Origin of the sequence: Flavobacterium sp. (assembly GCF_047602195.1) — a bacterium.
Classification (GTDB): domain Bacteria; phylum Bacteroidota; class Bacteroidia; order Flavobacteriales; family Flavobacteriaceae; genus Flavobacterium.
The window spans coordinates 2,469,611-2,490,724 of the sequence record NZ_JASGHW010000004.1 but is presented as its reverse complement, the minus strand read 5'-3'; the positions used below and the strand labels follow the sequence as shown (position 1 = coordinate 2,490,724).

Genomic DNA, 21,114 nt, shown 5'->3' with positions numbered 1-21,114 from the left:
TATTCAAGGGTCAATGCTATTATTGCTGCATCTTAAAATAATAATCGGCTGAATGTTTGCCGCTTCCATAAAACATAAAAAACAGGCAGACGGCAAGTGTCACCGTGGCCAAGACCAGGTTTTTCACATCAAGGTCACCGATGAAATTGATCACCACGGCCCCGAACAAAATCGGCAATTGCGCAATGATGGCCCAGCGGGTCAGCAATCCAAGCGCAATCATGATGCCACCCATAATGTGCGCCGCAGCGATGTAATGGAAGGTCAGCATGCCGCCCGGGAAATTGCTCAGCGGTGAAAGAATGTTGTCTAAATACTGGCTGTTCGTGATAAAGGAAGCGCCCTTGAGTACCAAAAAAATCCCCAAGGCTATACGTAAAATATCGAGCGGATAATACGTATGGTTATTGGCCCATTTATTCCAATTTTTAACTGTATCCATGATAATTTAGTTTTAAAATTCAGTCTAAATTACTGATATTTAATTAAATACGTGAAATTTTTGCGTTAAAAATAAAGCAAGATTTATTTGACGTCGATTAGGAATTTGTCGGTGGCCACGGTGACATCCTTTTTGTTCTTGACTTTTACCGGTGCGGTTTGCCAGTCATTGTTTGCCTTGAGCCTGATGGTTTCCCCGCGCACTGCAATTTCGACCGGCATCTCGAAATCGGGTTCGTCGGTTACCCAACGGTATTCGAGTTTATTGCCTTTGGTGCGCAATTCCAAAACCGGAACCTTTACATAACGCAGGTATTGATTGAATACCGGGGTCAAATATATCCCGCTTTCGGCGTTGAAGAAATCGACCACGGTCTTGGTATCGATGATTTGGTGACGGTAGGCATTCGAATAATCGAGCAGCAATTTCCACCATTTCGCGTCATCGTTGATGATGTGACGAATCGTATTGAGCATCAAGGCGCCTTTGTAATACATATCGCCCGAGCCTTCGTTGGCCACACCATAATGACCGATGATCGGGATGTCATTGTCGAAATTCCTGCGCAAGCCGTTGATGTAGATCCTGGCTTTTTCTGCACCGTATTGGCATTCGAGAAAGACCGATTCGGAGTAACAGGTAAACCCTTCATGGATCCACATGTCGGCCACATCGGCCGAAGTGATACTGTTGCCGAACCATTCGTGTCCGCTTTCGTGGATCGTGATGAAATCGAACAGCATGCCGTTTCCGGTACCCGACAAATCGGTGCCACGGTAACCTTTCTGATAGCCGTTTCCGTAGGCGACCGCGCTTTGGTGTTCCATGCCGAGGTAAGGTGTTTCGACCAGTTTGTAGCCGTCTTCGGCAAAAGGATAAGTGCCGAATTTCGCTTGGAAGCAATCCATCATCGGTTTGACTTCTTCGAAATGGATTTTGGCTTTTTCTTCGTTGGCCCGCAATACATAATAATCCAAATCCAAGCCTTTGTGGTTGTCGTGCAGGTGCACATAATCGGCGATGTTGACCGTGATGTCGTAAGTGTTGATCGGACTTTTGACTTCCCAATCCCAGCGCGTGTAACCGTTTCTGAGGTCTTCGCTGCCTTTGAACCTGCCGTTGGAAACATTCATCAAACCATTGGGAACGGCCACCTTTATTGTGGCGCCATTATCGGGTTCGTCGGTCTGGGTGTCTTTGACCGGATACCACAAACTCGCTCCTGTTCCTTGTACGGCCACGCCAATCCACGGTTTGCCCGCCTGGTCTTTGCTGAATACAAAACCGCCGTCCCAAGGCGCACGCTTGGCGACCAAAGGATTTCCGGAATAGTAAAAACGGATTCGTTGTTGGGAATTTTTCTCCAAGGTTTTATCGAAAGCGATGAAAACCGCGTTGAATTCGCGTTTGTATTGGAGTTTTTGGTGGTTCAGGACGATGCTGTCGACCTTCATGTTTTCGAACAGGTCGACTTGGATCTTGTTGGTGTTTTCAACGACCTGGAACGCGATGTCGTTGTAACCGACGATCGATCTTTGTTCGGGATCGATCTTGATATTGAGGTCGTAATGCAGGACGTTGTAACAGGTTCTTTCCGGGCGCAATCCGCCGAAAAGCGAGTCTTTGCGGGTAAAAGTCTGGGCGTAATTGTTTTGGAATAATAACAGAACTAATGACAGGAGGGCAATTTTCTTCATTGTAATAATTTTGAAACATTAGTATTCCGATTGCGGATTTGGTTACATGGCATACGTAATTCAAACCGAAAAGCCCTAGCCCGGATAGGGCCGAGCGCTAATAAACAGTCCACTGGACTGTTTTAGCGATGGAGCCAGGTGGCGCGCTGGCGTATTTTAAAATAATCGTGAATGCATCGATGAAATCTAGCCCGGATTGTAGCGAAAATCCTTTTTCAAGGATTGCCCGAAGCTTGCGACGGGAAATAAATCCTTGAAAAAGATTGCAGCGCAAAGCCGGAACCAGCTCCTAAAAACCTAAACCTGAATCACACCCAAATTGAATTTCTTCTCAATCGGCGCATGGTTGGCCGCCTCGATGCCCATCGAAATCCACGTACGCGTTTCGAGCGGATCGATCACGGCGTCGGTCCAGATGCGTGAAGCCGCATAATACGGCGAAACCTGCGCGTCGTAACGGGCCTTGATTTTATCGAACAATTCTTTTTCTTTTTCTTCGTTGATTTCTTCGCCTTTGGCTTTGAGGGCTGAGGCTTCGATTTGAGCCAAAACTTTCGCGGCCTGCGTTCCGCCCATGACGGCGAGTTCGGCGCTTGGCCAGGCAAAAATGAGCCTTGGATCGTAGGCTTTGCCGCACATCGCATAATTTCCGGCGCCGTAGGAATTGCCAACGACAACCGTGAATTTCGGTACGACCGAATTGGATACGGCATTGACCATTTTTGCTCCATCCTTGATGATGCCGCCGTGTTCCGATTTGGAGCCGACCATGAAACCGGTCACGTCCTGAAGGAAAACGAGCGGGATTTTCTTCTGGTTGCAATTCGCGATGAAACGCGTGGCCTTATCAGCAGAATCCGAATAGATCACGCCCCCGAATTGCATTTCACCTTTTTTAGATTTAACGACCTTGCGTTGATTGGCAACAATGCCGACCGCCCAGCCATCGATTCGGGCATAACCCGTGATGATCGTTTGGCCGTAGCCGTCTTTATACGGTTCGAATTCGGAATTGTCGACGAGGCGGTGAATGATGTCCATCATGTCGTATTGCTCGGTGCGTGCTTTGGGCAGGATGCCGAAGATTTCCTTTTCGTCGAGTTTGGGTTTTTCTGATTTGACACGATTGAAACCGGCTTTGTCGAAATCGCCGATTTTGTCGACGATATTTTTAATGGTGTCGAGCGCGTCTTTGTCGTCCTTGGCTTTGTAATCGGTGACGCCGGAGATTTCGCAATGCGTGGTTGCGCCGCCAAGCGTTTCGTTGTCGATCGTTTCGCCGATGGCCGCTTTGACCAAATAACTTCCGGCCAGGAAAATACTTCCGGTTTTGTCTACGATCAACGCTTCATCTGACATAATCGGCAAATACGCGCCGCCGGCCACGCAACTCCCCATGACGGCGGCAATTTGGGTGATGCCCATGCTGCTCATGATGGCATTGTTGCGGAAAATTCTACCGAAATGTTCCTTATCGGGGAAAATCTCGTCCTGCATCGGCAGATAAACACCGGCGCTGTCAACGAGATAAATAATGGGAAGTCGGTTTTCCATCGCGATTTCCTGGGCACGCAAGTTCTTTTTTCCAGTAATCGGGAACCAGGCACCGGCTTTTACGGTCGCATCGTTGGCCACGACCATGCATTGCTTGCCGCGAATGTAGCCGATTTTGACAACCACACCACCCGAAGGACAACCGCCGTGTTCGGCATACATGCCATCTCCGGCAAAAGCGCCGATCTCGATGCTCTTGGCTTTGTCGTCGAGCAGGTAATCGATGCGTTCGCGCGCGGTCATCTTGCCTTCGGCGTGCAATTTGGCGATGCGTTTCTCGCCGCCGCCGAGCTTGACTTTGGCAAAGCGTTGTTTGAGATCGGAAAGTAAAAGCTTGTTGTGGTCTTCGTTTTTGTTGAAGTTGATGTCCATAAAATTGTTGCTGGTTTGATCGCTGAATTAAAATCAAAAATACCGTTTTTGTTTTGTATTTTTGAGTTCGCTAAAGTACGAAAACGTTTGAAATAAAAAAGAAAGCCGTGTTTTTCGCGACCGATTGTTTAATCTGCAAGACATGATAACTTAATGTTCTCTTAACATTGGAGTCCTATATTTGCACCATCAAAAACGACCCTATGAATTTAAACAGCATCTTTCAGTTTTTAGTTCCAAAAGACAAGAAATTTTTTCCACTTTTTGAAGAAGCGTCTAAAAATTTAACCCTTTTGGCGGAAACCCTCCACGAAGCCATCAACGTACCGAAGGCGGAAAGAGAAGATTATTTCAGGAAAATTGAAGAACTGGAAGGCAAAATCGAAGAAATTACACACTCGACCCACTTGGAACTGAGCCGTAATTTCATCACGCCGTTCGACCGCGAAGACATCCACTCACTGATCAAGGCCATCGATAACGTAGCCGATTACATGCACGGTGCAGCGAGCCGTATGCGTTTGTACCAGGTGGAAAAAATCACCAAATCGATCCGTAAACTCACAGAAATCAACCTCGAGGCTTGCCAATTGATCGGAATCGCAATCAAGGAACTCAAAGACCTCGATGGCAACCACAAGAAAATTGCCGACGTCTGCAAGAAAATCAACAAGCTCGAAAGCAAGGCCGATACGGTTTTCGACAAGGCAGTGGCCGATATCTTCGAAAACGAGACCGATGCCAAGAACATCATCAAATACAAAGAAGTGCTGTCGGCGCTCGAATCGGCATCCGACAAATGTAAAAGTGTATCCAACGTTTTGGAACAGATTTCGGTCAAACATTCTTAATTGTAATAAGCGAACAAGCGACCTATGGATTTTACGTTACTTATTATAATCATTGTCCTCGCGCTGATTTTTGACTACATCAATGGTTTCCATGATGCGGCGAACTCAATTGCCACGATTGTCGCGACCAAAGTATTGACGCCGTTTCAGGCGGTTTTGTGGGCGGCGATGTTCAACTTTGCGGCCTATTTCATTTCCAAGTTCATCATCGGGGAATTCAAGATCGGGAATACAATCGCCAAATCGGTCGATGAGCATTTCATCACGCTTGAGGTGATTCTCGCGGGATTGATCGCGGCCATCATTTGGAACTTATTGACGTGGAAACTCGGGATTCCATCGTCTTCCTCGCATACTTTATTGGGCGGATTCATGGGCGCGGCCTTGGCCAATGCCGGAGTGTTGTCGAAAGTGATCGATGGGGAAACGGTAAATGTGATCAATTACGCCAAAGTAGTTCCGACCTTTTTATTCATTTTCCTTGCGCCATTGATTGGTTTAATCATCGCGTATTTCATTACGATTCTCATCCTCAACATCTGCCGAAAGGCGAATCCTTCGAAAGCCGACCGTTGGTTCAAGAAATTACAGCTCGTGTCTTCGGCCTTGTTCAGTTTGGGCCACGGTGGAAACGACGCGCAGAAAGTCATGGGTATCATCGGTGCGGCGGTCATCTGTTACAAAATGGATTTGGGCGACGCGGCTTATGTGGCGGCCGATTCCAAGGAACGTTTCGGAATGTTCGTCGAAGATCCACACTGGTGGTGGGTGCCGCTGGCGAGTTTTATCGTGATTGCACTCGGGACCTTGAGCGGCGGTTGGAAAATCGTCAAGACAATGGGATCGAAAATCACCAAGGTAACGCCATTGGAAGGGGTTGCTGCGGAAACTTCGGGTGCAGTGACTTTATATTTGACCGAGCATTTTGGTGTTCCGGTTTCGACCACGCATACGATTACCGGGAGTATCATCGGGGTAGGGATTACCAAAAGGATTTCGGCCGTACGCTGGGGCGTGACGATCAATTTGCTTTGGGCGTGGATCCTGACCATTCCGGTTTCGGCGGTCATTGCAGCGTTGTTTTACTACCTTTTGAAATTATTCCTTTAAATACAAGAGCCGCTTCAAGAGCGGCTTTTTTTATTTTCCGATCGCTTCGGAAAGTTCGATCAGTTTTTTTACCGTTTTCCAATTGCGCGCGGTCGAAGTCAGCTTGAGCTTCTTTTCGATCACGGCGTTGCTCAGTTTGGTCGTTCCGGCGCCGACGGCGTAATGCAGGTACATGGCCTTGTCGATGATTTGGAAACGGTCGTTTTGGAAATCCATCGCTGATAGAACCGCTATATTTTCTATTGCGGGCACTTCGGAAAGGAAAGCCACATACGGCTGCGGTTCTTCGATGTTTTCATCTGCGTATGGATTCTTGGCGACGACGGCTTTCAAATCGTCTGGCGTGACAACCAGCACTGCCACATCAAAACCGAAATGTTTTTCGATCAGGTCGTGGATTTGCTTTTCGAGTTTCTTCGGATCTAAAATCGTACTCTGGAATAAAATATTCCCGCTTTGGATGTAGGTCGAAACGTTGTCAAAATCCAATTCTGCCAAGGCTTGGCGCAACAATTCCATCTTGATGATTTTCTGTCCGCTGACGTTGATGCCGCGCAACAGGGCGATGTAGGTTTTCATGTCAAAAAAAATTAAAAGATATAGCCGAAACGGATTCCCAAAGTTAAATTTCCCGTGTGGCCCGATTCTTCACTATCGTCATAGGAAACATTGAACTCCTCGTATTCTTGAATGTAAACAGAGTTGTCATTGTAAGTCCCGCTTCCCGAGTTTTTGATGTCGCGGTACATGTATCCGGCGGCAAAATAAGGCTCGAATATAAAGTGACGCGTGGCTTTCTGGTAACCGACGCTGACGTTCAATCCGTAGGACGTTTTGCGCACGCCAAAAACATCCACGAACTTGATCTCGTGATTCTCGGGCAAATAACGTGCATCATCTGCGGTGTATTGGTTACGTCGCAAAAAAGGTTGAAGTCCGACGAATAATCCGCTGGCTTTTTTGGTTGCATTCGGGTTCAACATCGAAATAACATAACTGCGCGCCTCTACATTCACCTTGAAACCACGTTGCTTGTAGATTACAATCTTTGGGTCATCTTCTATTTTATAGCATTGGTAACCTGCCTCGGCATTGAGGCTGAACCATCGGTTGATTCTTTTCTCGACACCGATTGTTAGGGTCGGAAAAGCGAATACATCGACCGCTTGCAGCGGGTTGAATTTGATTGCCCAACTGTGTTCGTTGCTGGTTTCCGGTTTTGGGGTGATTTCCTGGGCCAATAATGCGGTAGGAATCAACAAAAATAGCAATACCTTTTTCATTTATGGGAGTTTGATTTGCGTCAATACAGGCAAATGGTCCGATGGATATTTGCAGTCTTTCGAATCGCTCAAAACGGAATATTTTTCGACTTCAATTCCTTTGCTCACAAAAATATAATCGATCAGCAACTTCACCGGTTCATGGAATTTGAATCCGTTGAAAGTCCCCGAAGGACCAAATGGTTTGGTTTTACAGACGATTCTCGAATCATTCATTGTTTTGGAAATGGTTTGATACGCTTCGCTTTTGGTTTCGCTGTTGAAATCACCGGTTAAAATGACCGGGAGCTTTTTTGTATTGATGGCATTGATCTTTTCGATGATGAGCTTCACGCCATTTTCCCTTGCCATTTCACCGATATGATCGAGGTGCGTATTGAAAACATAGAAGTGTTTCTTGGTTTTCAAATCCTCGAACAACCCGTAAGTGCAAATGCGTTCGTAAGCCGCATCCCAGCCCTTGGACTTTTGATCAGGAGTTTCTGAAAGCCAAAAGGTTGCGTCCTGCAACAGTTTGAATTTTTTCTGGTTGTAGAAAATCGCGCAGAATTCGCCTTCGGATTTCGAGTTGTCGCGGCTCAATCCAAAATACGTATAATCGGTCAGCAGGCTATCGATGAATTGTAATTGATGTGCCTTTCCTTCCTGCGTGCCGATGAAATCGGGCTCATAAAAACCCAGTTGTCCGGCCAGAAAGTCGCGCCGGAATTCCCAATTGTTTTCGCCGTCCCCGCCAAAATCGACACGGAGGTTATAGGACATGATTTTAAGCTCCTGCGCCGGTGCGGCAGTAAGGAACAGCAGCAGTAAAAGCGTTATTTTCTTCATCATTTCAAATATAACAAAATCGGCGGCGTTTTCCCTAGTTTTCGAAATGCTGTAACAATCGATTTGCATCTTATAAATCGTTGGTTTCTCGGATTTGTAATTTCAATGAAATTTAAAAATTGAAATCATGGACAGCATCAACCAACAGCAAAAAGAAGATAATTTCAAGAATGTAGCAGGGGCAGAGGCCATCGAGAAAATCAAACTGCTAGCGGAGAAAGGCGGCTCGTGCTTTTTCTGCACCAAAATCGAAACCGGGAAACCGTTCCATTCGAGACCGATGGCGCCCGAAAAAATCGACGACAACGCCCACTTTTGGTTCCTGAGCGCGAACGATAGTTACAAAAATAAGGAACTCGAACAAGATCCCGCAACGCAACTGCTGTTCCAGGGCTCGACCTATTCCGACTTCATGACGCTTTACGGAAGGACGGTCATCTCAACCGACAAGAACAAAATCGACGAATTGTGGGATGACATGATGAAAACCTGGTTTACCGAAGGCAAAGACGACCCGAGGATTACGGTCTTGCAATTCATCCCGTCCGAAGGTTATTATTGGGACACCAAAAACAACATGCTCGTGGCGATGGCCAAACGCGCATATGGCGCCATGGTTGGGGAAACGTATGACGATTCGATGGAGGGAAACATCCGTCCTTAAGGCATTCTTTCAAATTTCTAAGCCACGAATTCACGAATTTAAAAGCAAATAATTCGCGAATTCGTGGCTCTATTATTTTACGCCGGCTTATTCTTCCTCTTTCTGGCCCATCATCATCAGGTAGGCTTTGAGGAATTCGTCGATTTCGCCGTTCATGACTGCATCGACGTTGCTCGTTTCATAAGAAGTGCGTACGTCCTTGACGAGCTTATACGGCTGCATCACATAATTGCGGATTTGCGACCCCCATTCGATTTTCATCTTGCCAGCTTCGATGTCGGCGCGTTGTTCGAGCCGTTTCTTGAGTTCGATTTCGTACAATTGCGACTTGAGCATCTGCATCGCGCGTTGTCGGTTGTCATGCTGCGAACGCGTTTCCGAGCATTGGATCTGGATGCCGGTCGGTTTGTGCAACAACTGCACCTTGGTTTCGACCTTGTTGACGTTTTGTCCGCCCGCGCCGCTTGAACGTGCGGTCGTGATCTCGATATCGGCGGGGTTGATCTCGATTTCGATCGTGTCGTCTACCAATGGATAAACGTAAACTGAAACAAACGACGTATGTCTCTTGGCATTGCTGTCGAAAGGCGAGATGCGCACGAGGCGGTGCACGCCGTTTTCACCCTTGAGCCAACCGAATGCAAAGTCGCCTTCGATTTCGAGCGTTACGGTCTTGATTCCGGCCACGTCGCCTTCCTGGAAGTTGAGTTCCTTGACTTTGTAGCCTTGCTTTTCGGCCCACATCAGGTACATGCGCATGAGCATCGAGGCCCAGTCGCAACTTTCGGTACCGCCGGCGCCGGCCGTGATTTGGAGTACGGCGCTCAGTGAATCGCCCTCGTCGGACAGCATATTCTTGAATTCGATGTTTTCGATGTGCGAGTTGGTTTTGTCGAACTGCTCGTCGAGTTCGTCTTCGGTGAGTTCGCCTTCCTTGAAGAATTCGTAGGCGAGCTGCAGTTCGTCGGAGAGTTCGACGGCTTTGTTGTAATCTTCGACCCAGCTTTTCTTGGAACGCAGGTTCTTGACGATGAGCTCGGCCTCGCGTGCGTTGTTCCAAAAGTCTGGTGCAAAGGTTTTTTCTTCCTCGTTGGCGATTTCGATGAGCTTGGCGTCGACGTCGAGATACTTTCTGAGTGCGGTGAGGCGTTCTGTAATACCTTTGATTTGTTCGGTATTTGTCATAAATAGTTTATATTTTTGCAGGAATGTTGATGGTTTGTTAAACTTCGACATTCGTTAATCGACATTCGACATTTTTTAATGCATTTTGAACGCTGGATATCGATTAACGAACGCTGAATGTTGAAGTGTTTGGAGTCCTAGCCCTGATGGAAGCGGCATCCTTTTGCGGAGTTTACGAAGCAAAAGATATAGCGGACAGCAGGAAATTGCTCCTAGAAAATCAAATTCACGTACAAAAATAAGACATCCTTTTGAGATTATGGAAATAAATTTAGTGAGCGACACGGTGACCAAACCGACCACCGAAATGCTCCAATACATGTTCAGGGCCAAGGTAGGCGATGATGTGTACAAACAAGACCCGACGGTGAACGAACTCGAGATGCGACTGGCCAATTTTTTTGGGATGGAAGCGGGGTTGTTTTTTCCGTCGGGGACGATGGCCAACCAGACGGCGATCAAACTGCATACGCAGCCCGGTGAACAGTTGATTGCCGACAAATGGGCACATGTGTTCAATTATGAAGGCGGGGGCGTTTCGTTCAACAGCGGGGTGTCGTGTAATTTACTCGACGGCGACCGCGGCATGATCACGGCAGAGCAGGTCAGGGGCGCGATCAACGACCCTGAATTTTACCATGCGCCATTGACTTCTTTGGTTTGTGTGGAGAACACGACGAACAAAGGCGGCGGTGCGTGTTATGATTTGGATGAACTCAAGAAAATCAAGGCCGTTTGCGACGAGCATGGTTTGAAATACCACCTCGATGGCGCGCGCATCTGGAATGCGATGGTGGCCAAGAACCAGCATCCGAGTGAATTCGGGAAGTTGTTCGATACGGTATCGGTCTGCTTGTCGAAAGGCTTGGGCGCACCGATTGGTTCTGTTTTACTATCGGATAAAGCAACGATCCATAAAGCACTGAGGGTTAGAAAGATATTGGGTGGTGGGATGCGGCAGGTGGGTTATCTCGCCGCGGCCGGAATCTATGCCTTGGAAAACCACATCACACGTTTGGCAGAAGACCACCGCAGGGCCAAAGAATTGGCTGTTGCGCTTCAAAAATTGGAGTGGGTGGAAAGCGTGGAACCTGTGGAGACGAACATCCTGATCTTCTCGGTCAGGAAGCCGTTTGACGAAAACGAGATCATCAAGAAATTAAAGGAACGCAGCATTTTCATCAGTTCGATGGGGCACGGAAAATTGCGTATCGTGACGCACCTCGATTACAAGGAAGTGATGCATACGTATGTTTTGGAAACGCTTGAGAAGTTGGTTCTTTAGACCGCTTCTCTGCAAGACCACTGCGTTGCTAGAGCAAAGACCGCTTCGCTGAAAGATGGACAAACTTGTCTTTCTTCTTTCAGCGAAGCGGTCTTTCAATGAAATGGTCTTTTCTCTTTCAGCGAAGCGGTCTAAAATCCCGGAATATTCGGAAGTCCATCTTTTGCCGCAGCGGCCAATTCAGCGTCGTTGATGGCGGTCGCGCGTTCGATCGCGTTGTTCATAACTAGGAGCAGGTAGTCTTCGAGTTGCTCTTTGTCTTCGAGTAAAGCGTCGTCGATGGTGATGGCTTTGAGCTTGCGGTTGGCGGTCAAAGTGACTTTCAACAAACCGTCATTGCTCTGCTGGTCAATGAGAACCGTGTCGAGGCGCTTCTTGGTTTCTTCTACTTTTTGTTGGGCTTCCTTGAGTTTGCCCATCATGCCCATGAGGTCTCCAAACATGTTGATAATTTTTATGATTTCTGTTGGGCGAAATTATTAAATTGCAAGGTGATATTCAATAAATAAATCAATGAAAAATATAATATTCGTAGGTTTCCATTGCTTTATTTTTGCCCTGTCACTTGCTCAAAACAAAACGACCTCAATGCCAACACATAACCTTCCGATTGCTGCTGTAAAGCCAGTCGTACTTGAAAAACACGGAGACCAGCGAACCGATAATTACTTCTGGCTCAACGACCGTGAAAACCCAGAGGTAATCGATTACCTCAATCAGGAAAACGCCTATTATGAATCGATGACCGCCGATACCAAAACGTTCCAAAAGGAATTGTTTGAGGAGATGAAAGCGCGCATCAAGGAAGACGACGAATCGGTTCCTTATTTATACAATGGTTATTACTACATCACGCGATTCGAAAAAGGCAAGGATTACCCGATTTATTCGCGTAAAAAAGGCAGCCTTACCGCCAAGGAAGAAATTATGTTCGATTGCAACGAATTGGCCCAAGGACATTCGTATTTCCAATTGGGTGGGTTGAGTGTGAGCCCGGACAATCAATTTGTGACTTTTGCGACGGATATTGTGGGCAGAAGAATTTACACGATCGGAATCAAAAACCTCAAGACCAATGAAATTCTTTCGGATAAAATTGAAAACGTGACCGGTGGTTCGGTTTGGGCCAACGACAATCAAACGATTTTTTACACCCGAAAGGACAAGGTGACCTTGCGTGCCGATAAAGTGTACAAACACAAACTGGGCGCCGATTCGCAAGCAGATGTGTTGATTTATTTTGAAAAGGACGACACCTTCGACGTTTCGGTCAGCAAGGAAAAATCGAAAAAATACATCGTAATCGGTTCGACGAGTACGCTCACGACCGAATTCAGAATCCTCAATGCCAACGAACCCGACGGCGAATTCAAAGTGTTCCAGAAACGCACGCGCGGCCTCGAATACCATTTCGCGCATTACGGCGACAGCTTCTATATTGTGACCAACAAGGACAAGGCTTCCAATTTCAAGCTCATGAAGACTTCCGAAAAGGCAACGGAAGCGACGAACTGGACCGAAGTGATTCCGCACCGCAAGGACGTTTTGATCGAAGACATCGAAATCTTCAAGAATTTCCTCGTCGTGGAAGAACGTTCGAATGGACTCAATAAAATATGGATCAAACCCTGGGATGGAAAAGGGGAGTATTACCTGCCATTCGAAAGCGAAACCTACACGGCCTGCACCACGAGCAATGTCGATTTTGATACCGATATTTTGCGTTACAGCTACCAATCATTGGCTACGCCGTCTTCGGTGATCGACTTTGACATGAAGAACAAGACCAAGGAAATTAAGAAAGAACAGCAGGTTTTGGGCGGTAAATTCAGTAAGGACAATTACACTGAAGAACGCATTTGGGCGACCGCCGCCGATGGTACGAAAGTCCCGATTTCAATGGTGTATAAAAAAGACATACAAAAAGACGGCAAAAACCCGTTATTGCTGTATGCTTATGGATCATACGGCATGTCGATGGATCCATATTTTTCGTCGGCACGTTTGAGTTTGCTCGACCGCGGGTTTATTTTCGCGATCGCACACATTCGTGGCGGTGAGGATTTGGGACGCCAATGGTATGAAGACGGCAAGTTGCTCAAGAAGAAAAATACGTTCACCGATTTCATCGATTGCTCCAAATATGTGATTGCCCAGGGCTATACCTCGCCACAACATCTGTATGCCGAAGGCGGGTCGGCCGGTGGTTTGCTTATGGGCGCGGTCATCAACATGGCGCCCGAATTGTACCATGGCGTGATTGCGCAGGTGCCGTTCGTGGATGTAGTCACGACGATGCTCGACGACAGCATTCCATTGACCACCGGAGAATACGACGAATGGGGCAACCCGAATGACAAAAAATATTACGATTACATGAAGTCGTATTCACCTTACGACAATATCGCCCCAAAAGAGTACCCAAATATGTATGTTTCAACTGGTTTGCACGACTCGCAGGTGCAGTATTGGGAACCCGCCAAATGGGTCGCCAAATTGCGGGTCATGAAAACAGATAAAAATTTATTATTTCTCAATACAAACATGGATGCTGGACATGGCGGGGCTTCCGGAAGGTTTGAAGCGCTAAAGGAAGTCGCCAGGGAGTTTAGTTTTTTATTAGATTTGGAAAAAATTAAAATCTAATTAGATTTTTTTTGTTAAATTTGCAAGGATTTGAGGTCAGCCAAAACTGAAGCCTACCTTGATTAACTATTTTTTTATGAAAGAAGAAATAAAAGCCTACAATAATGTCTTGGAATTAATAGGTAACACGCCCTTAATCAGGCTCAACAAAGTCACCGAAAACCTGGAAGGCAATTTCTACGCGAAAGTAGAAGCTTTTAATCCCGGACATTCAACCAAAGACAGGATTGCACTTTATATCATAGAAGAAGCCGAAAGAAGAGGCATTCTGACACCGGGGGACACGATTATTGAAACTACTTCCGGAAACACAGGGTTCAGCCTGGCCATGGTAAGCATCATCAAAGGATACAACTGTATCCTTGCCGTAAGCTCAAAATCTTCCAAAGACAAAATTGACATGTTGCGCAGCATGGGCGCCAAAGTATATGTTTGCCCAGCGCACGTTTCAGCCGATGACGACCGTTCGTACTACAATGTGGCCAAAAGGTTGCACGAGGAAACCAAAGGGTCGGTCTACATCAACCAATATTTCAACCAACTCAACATCGATGCGCATTACAAAACCACTGGCCCGGAAATCTGGGAGCAAACCAATGGAAAAATCACGCATTTGATCGCTTGCAGCGGAACCGGCGGAACCATTTCAGGTGCCGGAAAATACTTGAAGGAAAAGAATCCAAATATCAAAATCCTGGGCGTTGACGCTTTTGGTTCGGTGTTGAAAAAATACCACGAAACCAAAGAATTCGACAACGACGAGATTTACCCATACCGTATTGAAGGGCTCGGCAAGAACCTGATTCCATCGGCCACCGATTTTGACCTGATCGACAAATTCATCAAGGTCACCGATGAGGAAAGTGCACACGCCACGCGCGACATCGCCAAAAAAGAAGGTTTGTTCGTGGGCTATACTTCGGGTGCGGTGATGCAAGCGGTCAAACAATACGCCGAGGAAGGCGAATTCGACGCCAACAGCAACGTCATCATGATTTTCCCGGATCACGGTTCGCGTTACATGAGCAAAGTATTCAGCGACGAATGGATGAACGAGCAAGGTTTCTTCGACAGCGTCAATGTAGAGGAAGCACAGAAGATTGAATTCATTAAGTAATTAGAAAATGAGACAATCAGTCGATTAGATAATTGGCTGACTTATCGATAAAAAAACTCCGGAAGCAATTCCGGAGTTTTTATTTTATGAAGGTTTTGTCTTAACTTATTTGACCAGTTGTTTCACGGCGTCAAATCCGTCTACTTTAAAGATGTAAACCTGGTTTGCGGTCGCTTCAAATTTGATCGTATTGGCGTTGATTACAGCCGAATGAACCAGCTTTCCAGACAAATCATAAACAGAAAGTTTTTTGCCTTTTACCATTTCTGCATTCTGGAAATCGATGCTCTTGGTTTCGTTGTTGTAGAAAAAGGCCAACGTTGATGCGGCAAAAGCGGTAGTGCCCAAAGTTGCACTTTCATAGCAACCACGATCTACTGTAGTCTGGCTGATCCTGGCGTTCTTGGCGATGTCCAATGAAGTTGTGGTATAGGCATTGTTGCCACTGTTGGCTGCAGTCGATGAAATAGGGATGCTGTAATTGAAACTTTCATGCGAGAATGGCGCAGAAGCACCGGTTCCCGCAGCACCAAATGTAGGATTTGATGACAAAATATTGTTTGCCGCTACACCGGTATAACCGCCTTGTACCGTACAATACCTCACTACAGGATTGACCACTGTCGAAAGCGTATAAATCTGGGCCGTCGCTACATTGTCCCAAAAAATGGAATTGCTGATTGTTGTACCCGTATTGAACTGACAGGCATTGGTCGTTCCGGAAGCCGTCGTCTTGTTGCTCGCGATCGTACAGTTCGCAAAAGAATGGGTAAACGTATTGAACGTCGTGTTCATATAAATCGTCGCGCCAGTTGTAGCCGCGCTGCTGTTGCCCACGATCAACGCATTGGTGGCGTTGAACGAAGCATTGTCGCCGATGTAGATCGCACCGCCTTCGTCCACACTCGAATTCCCGGAAATGTAAGTGCGGTCCATCGTGATCGTGCCGCCAAAGGCCGAAATACCACCGCCGGTTTGCAGCGAAGAATTTTCGATAAACTTGCAATCGGTCAAGGTAACGTTTCCGGAATTGATAAACATTGCGCCACCACTGGCCTGAACGTTATTGCTTACCGTATTGCTCCTGAATTCGCAGTTCAGGAATTTCGGGCTGCCACTGTTCTTGACATGCACCGCACCACCGCGGATCTTGGCATGGTTGATCAGGAACTGGCAATTTTCTACCGTGGCACTGCTGTTGTCCGAGGTGATGGCGCTTCCGCCCGAATCGAGTGCCGATGAATTGTTGTAGCCGTTGATGAATTTGAATCCATCCACGCGCGTACCAGAAGACGAGTTGAGCAAGCGCATGATGACCGATACGTTGTCGGTGGGCACGCCCGTAGTCCCGATATCGCCATTGAGCGTGGTAATGTTTGCCGACAAATCGCGTTCGGACAAAAGGGCTTCGGTTCCGGCAAAACCGCCATAGAGTTTCACCCCATTGGGTACGCTCAAAGTGGCGTTGACCAGATATACATCATTGCTGACCCAAATCTCATCGCCAATAATCGAAGCGGCAAAGGCACTTTCAATGGTGGTAAAAGCATTGGTCCAGGTCTGACCGTTATTGGTACCCGTGGCATTTTTATCCACGTAATACCTTGCAGCAAATGCATTTGCAGATGCCAAAAGCAGCATCACTGCCGAAAGCGTAATTTTTTTCATAGACTTTGTTTTGTGTTTGACGCAGGGAAGATATAAAAAAAACAAACCGGAAACATTTTTTTGAAATATTTCCGGTTGATTATCGATAAAATGTAGGATTTACTCCTCCATTGTATGGTAAACGTTCTGAACGTCATCGTCTTCCTCGATTTTCTCGAGCAATTTTTCGACATCGGCGACCTGCTCTGGGGTGAGTGCTTTGGTCACTTGCGGGATTCTTTCAAAGCCCGAGGAAAGGATTTCAATCTTGCGGTTTTCGAGTTCTTTCTGGATCGCCCCGAAGCTGCCGAAAGGCGCATAGATCAAGATACCATCCTCGTCCTCAAATACTTCTTCAGCGCCGAAATCGATCAATTCGAGTTCGAGTTCTTCCGGGTCGATTCCCGTAGAAGGAATGCGGAAATTGCAGGTATGGTCAAACATGAATTCCACCGAACCCTGCGTGCCCATCGTACCGTTGCATTTGTTGAAATAACTGCGGATATTGGCCACGGTCCTGTTGTTATTGTCGGTTGCCGTTTCAATCAGGATGGCAATCCCGTGCGGCGCATACCCTTCAAACAACACTTCCTTGTAATTGGCTGTATCTTTGTCGGTCGCTTTCTTGATCGCTCGCTCGACGTTTTCCTTTGGCATGTTTGCCGCCTTGGCATTCTGCATCACGGCACGCAGACGCGAATTGGCATCCGGATTCGGACCGCCTTCTTTTACGGCCATCACGATGTCTTTCCCGATTCTCGTAAACGCCTTGGCCATCGCAGACCAACGTTTCATTTTTCTTCCTTTGCGGAACTCAAACGCTCTTCCCATTTCTAAGTCTAAATTTTATGGTGCAAAAATAATTTTTCTATACGATTTCAAAAACTTTGTTGCTTTGAATCTTTGTGACTTTGCAACTATTTTTTGTAAAAAGGCAACTTTACGACTTTGGCCGCAATGTCCTTATTTCTGATTCGAATGAAAATCTCCGAATCCACCGCCGAATGCTCCGTTGTCACATAACCCAAACCGATTCCTTTGTTCAGGCTCGGCGCCATCGTTCCCGAAGTCACAATTCCAATTACATTTCCGTCTTTGTCAACAATTTCATAATCGTGTCTCGGAATCCCGCGCTCGATCAATTCAAATCCAACGAGCTTTCTTGTAACGCCTTCTTCTTTCTGTTTCTTCAAATTTTCCGAATTGACAAAATCCTTGTTGAATTTGGTGATCCAACCCAATCCGGCTTCCAAAGGCGAAGTCGTATCATTGATGTCATTGCCATACAAGCAGAATCCCATTTCCAAGCGCAAGGTATCGCGTGCCGCCAAACCGATCGGCTGGATGCCAAATGATTTTCCGGCTTCAAACGCCTTATTCCAAATGGCTTCGGCTTGGTCATTCTTGCAATAAATCTCAAATCCGCCCGAACCGGTGTAACCCGTAGCCGAAATGATCACATCGTCAAAGCCTGCAAAATTCCCCACTTCAAAATGGTAGTATTTGATCTCGGACAGGTTGATGTCGGTCAACGCCTGCATCGCCTCAACGGCTTTCGGGCCTTGGATCGCCAGCAACGAATAATCATCGGAGGCATTTTTCATCTCGACGCCCAAATCATTGTGCTTCGAAATCCAATTCCAATCCTTCTCGATATTCGACGCATTGACCACCAGTAAATACTTTTCTTCGGCCATTTTATACACGATCAAATCGTCTACGATTCCACCGTCGGCATTGGGCAAACACGAATATTGTGCCCGTCCAACCGTTAAAGTCGCCGCATCATTCGAAGTCACTTTCTGGATCAGGTCGAGTGCTTTCGGTCCACTCAAAAAGAATTCGCCCATGTGCGACACATCAAAAACACCCACGCCGTTGCGTACGGTTTCGTGTTCGGCATTCACGCCTTCATAAGTGATCGGCATATTGTATCCGGCAAACGGCAGCATTTTCGCGCCAAGTCCTTCGTGGATGTGCGTAAGGGCAGTATTTTTCATGTGTTGTAGTTTGTATTTTTGAAGCCGCAAGTTAGTGCAATTATTTGCAATTTAAAAGTGGATTTTTTTTTGATTTTTAAGGAGCTTTTTGCTTCGCCTGTTCGCCCCAAATATTTTTTATTTGGAGCTCGAGTCCGGCTTTCCGCTGCAATCTTTTGCAACTCCGCTGCGCTGCATTACAAAAGGATTTCCGCTGCAATCCGGGCTAGGGCAACCGTTTTCAAAACACGTCTTGAATTCATCAGAAATTCCGTAACTTCAATCCACATTTTCTAATTATCTAATTGACTCATTTTCTAATCAATGAAACTCACCAAATCCTTTATCCAAAAAATCTACAAACCCATCAGTGCCAAAGCGCACAAAGGCACGCAAGGCCATGCCTTGATCATCGGGGGCAGTTACGGCAAAATGGGTTCGATTTGTCTGTCAACCAAAGCCGCGCTCCATTCAGGCTGCGGGCTCGCGACGGCGTTCATCCCCAAATGCGGCTACGACATTCTCCAGATTTCGATACCCGAAGCGATGGTGATTACCGACAAAGAAGACAAGTACATCAGTAAAATCAGTTTTTCCATCGAACCCAAAGCCATTGGTATCGGCCCGGGAATGGGTCAGGCCGACGAAACGCAAATGGCTTTCCGCAAATTCCTCAAAAATAATACAGTGCCGCTGGTCATCGACGCCGACGGGCTCAACATGCTCTCCGAAAACGACGAATGGCTCGAACTGCTCCAGCCCCAAACCATCCTGACACCGCATTACAAAGAACTCGAAAGGCTGCTCGACGGCTGGGATTCCGATGAGGATATGCTGCAAAAAGCGGTTGCATTTTCCAAGCAGCATCAAGTAATTGTCGTCATGAAAGGGGCACCGACCCAAATCATCGATGGCGACAATATTTATGAGAACACCACCGGAAATCCCGCCTTGGCCACTGCCGGCTCGGGCGATGTGCTGACGGGAATCATCACTGGCCTGCTTGCGCAATCTTACGAACCGATCCATGCGGCCCAACTCGGCGTTTACCTGCACGGCCTGACCGCCGACATCGCGCTTCCGCATACCGGCCACGAATCATTTGTTGCGTCAGACATCATCCATTTATTAGGGAAAGCTTTTCTCACGCTCCAAGGCTACCGCAACGAAATCGGTTTCAAATAGCTCAGGCCCCCAGGTGCTTTTAAACTCAGGCACTTTTCACTAAGTTTGTAATCGATTATGGAAAAGCAATTCAATTTACGGACGGTCAACGTCACCCGATACATCACGCCGTTGCGCGAAGGCGGCTCTTTGCCTGCGCTTGCCGAAGCCGACGACGATTTCAAATACGTACTCAAATTCCGCGGTGCCGGTCATGGTGTCAAGGCTTTGATTGCCGAACTCATCGGCGGGGAAATTGCGCGTGCTTTGGGTTTGCCCGTTCCCGAACTCGTATTCGCCAATCTCGATGAAGCGTTCGGAAGGACTGAAGGTGATGAGGAAATCCAGGATTTACTGCAAGGCAGCCAAGGCTTGAACCTGGCCTTGCACTTTCTTTCGGGTGCGATCAATTTTGATCCGGTCGTGACCGAAGTCGATCCCAAACTGGCTTCCCAAATCGTGTGGCTTGACGCTTACATCACCAACGTCGACCGTACGTTCCGCAACACCAACATGCTCATCTGGCACAAGGAATTGTGGCTCATCGACCATGGCGCCTGTTTGTATTTCCACCATTCGTTTACCGATTGGCAAGGCCATGCGAAAGTACCATTTACGTTGATCAAAGACCATGTGCTTTTGCCGCAGGCTTCACAATTGAAGGAAGTCGACGCCGAATTCAAAGCCATTTTAACCGATGAAGTTTTGCGCGGCATCGTCAACCTGATTCCACAGGATTGGCTGCAATGGGAAGATGTCGATGAAACGGCGGAACAAATCCGAGACATCTATTTTAAATTTCTCACGACCCGACGCGACCATTCCGAAATTTTCCTAAAACAAGCCAACGATGTCCGATAAGCAATTATACGAATACGCCGTCATCCGCGTGGTTCCTAAAGTCGAGCGCGAGGAATTCCTGAATGTCGGGATCATTTTGTTTTGCAAACGCGCGAAACAAATCAAGGTGCGTTTTGCCATCAACGAAGCGCGATTGCTCGCATTGTCCCCTGATATCGACATGGACCAAATCCGGCTCAATCTCGATTCGTTTGTCAAAATTGCGAATGGCCTCAAAATCGGTGGCCCGATTGCGCAATTCGATGTGCCGGAACGTTTTCGTTGGTTGACCGCGGTAAGAAGTTCGGTGATCCAAACCTCGCGTCCGCATCCGGGGATGTGCAGCGATTTGGATGGCACTTTTGAAAGGCTGTTTGCCGAATTGGTTTTATAAAATTTAACCGCAAACAAGCGCAAAGCTTTATAAATTTTGCGTGAACTTGGCGCTCT

Annotated in this window: 20 protein-coding genes; 9 read left to right on the top strand and 11 right to left on the bottom strand. The window is 47.0% G+C overall.

Going from position 1 to position 21,114, the window contains the following annotated elements:
* Positions 1 to 19: 19 nt before the first annotated feature.
* The 3 genes from QM717_RS17200 to QM717_RS17190 form a co-directional block, all read right to left on the bottom strand.
* Positions 20 to 442, bottom strand: coding sequence for a DoxX family protein (locus tag QM717_RS17200; protein ID WP_415039351.1), 423 nt, complete (start codon positions 440 to 442; stop codon positions 20 to 22).
* An 83-nt stretch (positions 443 to 525) separates the two neighbouring features.
* A complete protein-coding gene (locus QM717_RS17195; RefSeq protein WP_415039349.1) occupies positions 526 to 2,139 on the bottom strand; it encodes a M1 family metallopeptidase in 1,614 nt (537 codons plus the stop codon).
* A 297-nt stretch (positions 2,140 to 2,436) separates the two neighbouring features.
* On the bottom strand, positions 2,437 to 4,065 hold the full coding sequence (locus QM717_RS17190) for an acyl-CoA carboxylase subunit beta (protein ID WP_415039347.1): 1,629 nt from the start codon (positions 4,063 to 4,065) through the stop codon (positions 2,437 to 2,439).
* 203 nt (positions 4,066 to 4,268) lie between these two features.
* On the opposite strand from QM717_RS17190, the gene QM717_RS17185 reads away from it, so the two are divergent.
* Positions 4,269 to 4,916, top strand: a complete 648-nt coding sequence (locus QM717_RS17185) for a DUF47 domain-containing protein (protein ID WP_415039345.1) — start codon at positions 4,269 to 4,271, stop codon at positions 4,914 to 4,916.
* 24 nt (positions 4,917 to 4,940) lie between these two features.
* Positions 4,941 to 6,026, top strand: coding sequence for an inorganic phosphate transporter (locus tag QM717_RS17180; protein WP_415039343.1), 1,086 nt, complete (start codon positions 4,941 to 4,943; stop codon positions 6,024 to 6,026).
* A gap of 30 nt (positions 6,027 to 6,056) precedes the next feature.
* Here QM717_RS17180 and QM717_RS17175 read toward each other — a convergent pair whose 3' ends face one another.
* From QM717_RS17175 to QM717_RS17165, 3 genes are read right to left on the bottom strand one after another with little or no spacing between them, the layout of a single operon-like run.
* Positions 6,057 to 6,605 (bottom strand): DUF1697 domain-containing protein, encoded by a 549-nt coding sequence (locus QM717_RS17175; RefSeq protein WP_415039341.1) that lies wholly within the window; start codon positions 6,603 to 6,605, stop codon positions 6,057 to 6,059.
* Positions 6,606 to 6,616: 11 nt separating this feature from the next.
* On the bottom strand, positions 6,617 to 7,309 hold the full coding sequence (locus QM717_RS17170) for a DUF3575 domain-containing protein (RefSeq protein WP_415039339.1): 693 nt from the start codon (positions 7,307 to 7,309) through the stop codon (positions 6,617 to 6,619).
* The gene (locus QM717_RS17165; RefSeq protein ID WP_415039337.1) at positions 7,310 to 8,137 is read right to left on the bottom strand and encodes an endonuclease/exonuclease/phosphatase family protein; all 828 of its coding nucleotides are present in this window, start codon (positions 8,135 to 8,137) and stop codon (positions 7,310 to 7,312) included.
* 127 nt (positions 8,138 to 8,264) lie between these two features.
* Between QM717_RS17165 and QM717_RS17160 the strand changes: the two genes are divergently transcribed.
* Positions 8,265 to 8,801, top strand: a complete 537-nt coding sequence (locus tag QM717_RS17160) for a pyridoxamine 5'-phosphate oxidase family protein (protein ID WP_415039336.1) — start codon at positions 8,265 to 8,267, stop codon at positions 8,799 to 8,801.
* 87 nt (positions 8,802 to 8,888) lie between these two features.
* Here QM717_RS17160 and prfB read toward each other — a convergent pair whose 3' ends face one another.
* Positions 8,889 to 9,986 (bottom strand): peptide chain release factor 2, encoded by a 1,098-nt coding sequence (gene prfB, locus QM717_RS17155; RefSeq protein ID WP_415039334.1) that lies wholly within the window; start codon positions 9,984 to 9,986, stop codon positions 8,889 to 8,891.
* 259 nt (positions 9,987 to 10,245) lie between these two features.
* Between prfB and QM717_RS17150 the strand changes: the two genes are divergently transcribed.
* The gene (locus tag QM717_RS17150; RefSeq protein WP_415039332.1) at positions 10,246 to 11,271 is read left to right on the top strand and encodes a threonine aldolase family protein; all 1,026 of its coding nucleotides are present in this window, start codon (positions 10,246 to 10,248) and stop codon (positions 11,269 to 11,271) included.
* A gap of 131 nt (positions 11,272 to 11,402) precedes the next feature.
* Here the strand turns inward: QM717_RS17150 and QM717_RS17145 are convergent, their stop codons facing one another.
* Complete coding sequence (locus QM717_RS17145) at positions 11,403 to 11,714, bottom strand: YbaB/EbfC family nucleoid-associated protein (RefSeq protein ID WP_415039330.1); 312 nt, start codon at positions 11,712 to 11,714, stop codon at positions 11,403 to 11,405.
* A 145-nt stretch (positions 11,715 to 11,859) separates the two neighbouring features.
* Between QM717_RS17145 and QM717_RS17140 the strand changes: the two genes are divergently transcribed.
* Both QM717_RS17140 and QM717_RS17135 read left to right on the top strand, forming a co-directional pair.
* Positions 11,860 to 13,917, top strand: coding sequence for a S9 family peptidase (locus QM717_RS17140; RefSeq protein ID WP_415039328.1), 2,058 nt, complete (start codon positions 11,860 to 11,862; stop codon positions 13,915 to 13,917).
* Between the two features lie 76 nt (positions 13,918 to 13,993).
* Positions 13,994 to 15,034 carry a PLP-dependent cysteine synthase family protein gene (locus QM717_RS17135; RefSeq protein ID WP_415039326.1) on the top strand — a complete coding sequence of 347 codons (1,041 nt, stop codon included), beginning with the start codon at positions 13,994 to 13,996 and terminating at the stop codon, positions 15,032 to 15,034.
* A 105-nt stretch (positions 15,035 to 15,139) separates the two neighbouring features.
* Here QM717_RS17135 and QM717_RS17130 read toward each other — a convergent pair whose 3' ends face one another.
* From QM717_RS17130 to gcvT, 3 genes are all read right to left on the bottom strand, one after another.
* Positions 15,140 to 16,702, bottom strand: a complete 1,563-nt coding sequence (locus QM717_RS17130) for a hypothetical protein (RefSeq protein ID WP_415039324.1) — start codon at positions 16,700 to 16,702, stop codon at positions 15,140 to 15,142.
* A gap of 99 nt (positions 16,703 to 16,801) precedes the next feature.
* Positions 16,802 to 17,512 carry a YebC/PmpR family DNA-binding transcriptional regulator gene (locus QM717_RS17125; RefSeq protein WP_415039322.1) on the bottom strand — a complete coding sequence of 237 codons (711 nt, stop codon included), beginning with the start codon at positions 17,510 to 17,512 and terminating at the stop codon, positions 16,802 to 16,804.
* An 86-nt stretch (positions 17,513 to 17,598) separates the two neighbouring features.
* Positions 17,599 to 18,681 (bottom strand): glycine cleavage system aminomethyltransferase GcvT, encoded by a 1,083-nt coding sequence (gene gcvT, locus QM717_RS17120; RefSeq protein ID WP_415039320.1) that lies wholly within the window; start codon positions 18,679 to 18,681, stop codon positions 17,599 to 17,601.
* A gap of 303 nt (positions 18,682 to 18,984) precedes the next feature.
* Between gcvT and QM717_RS17115 the strand changes: the two genes are divergently transcribed.
* The 3 genes from QM717_RS17115 to QM717_RS17105 are packed head-to-tail and all read left to right on the top strand — an operon-like array spanning position 18,985 to position 21,058.
* Positions 18,985 to 19,845: an NAD(P)H-hydrate dehydratase gene (locus tag QM717_RS17115; protein WP_415039318.1), complete on the top strand. Its 861-nt coding sequence runs from the start codon at positions 18,985 to 18,987 to the stop codon at positions 19,843 to 19,845.
* A 57-nt stretch (positions 19,846 to 19,902) separates the two neighbouring features.
* Positions 19,903 to 20,685, top strand: a complete 783-nt coding sequence (locus QM717_RS17110) for a HipA family kinase (RefSeq protein ID WP_415039316.1) — start codon at positions 19,903 to 19,905, stop codon at positions 20,683 to 20,685.
* Positions 20,675 to 21,058, top strand: coding sequence for a DUF3037 domain-containing protein (locus QM717_RS17105; protein ID WP_415039314.1), 384 nt, complete (start codon positions 20,675 to 20,677; stop codon positions 21,056 to 21,058). The genes QM717_RS17110 and QM717_RS17105 overlap by 11 nt, the downstream gene beginning before the upstream one ends.
* Positions 21,059 to 21,114: the final 56 nt, after the last annotated feature.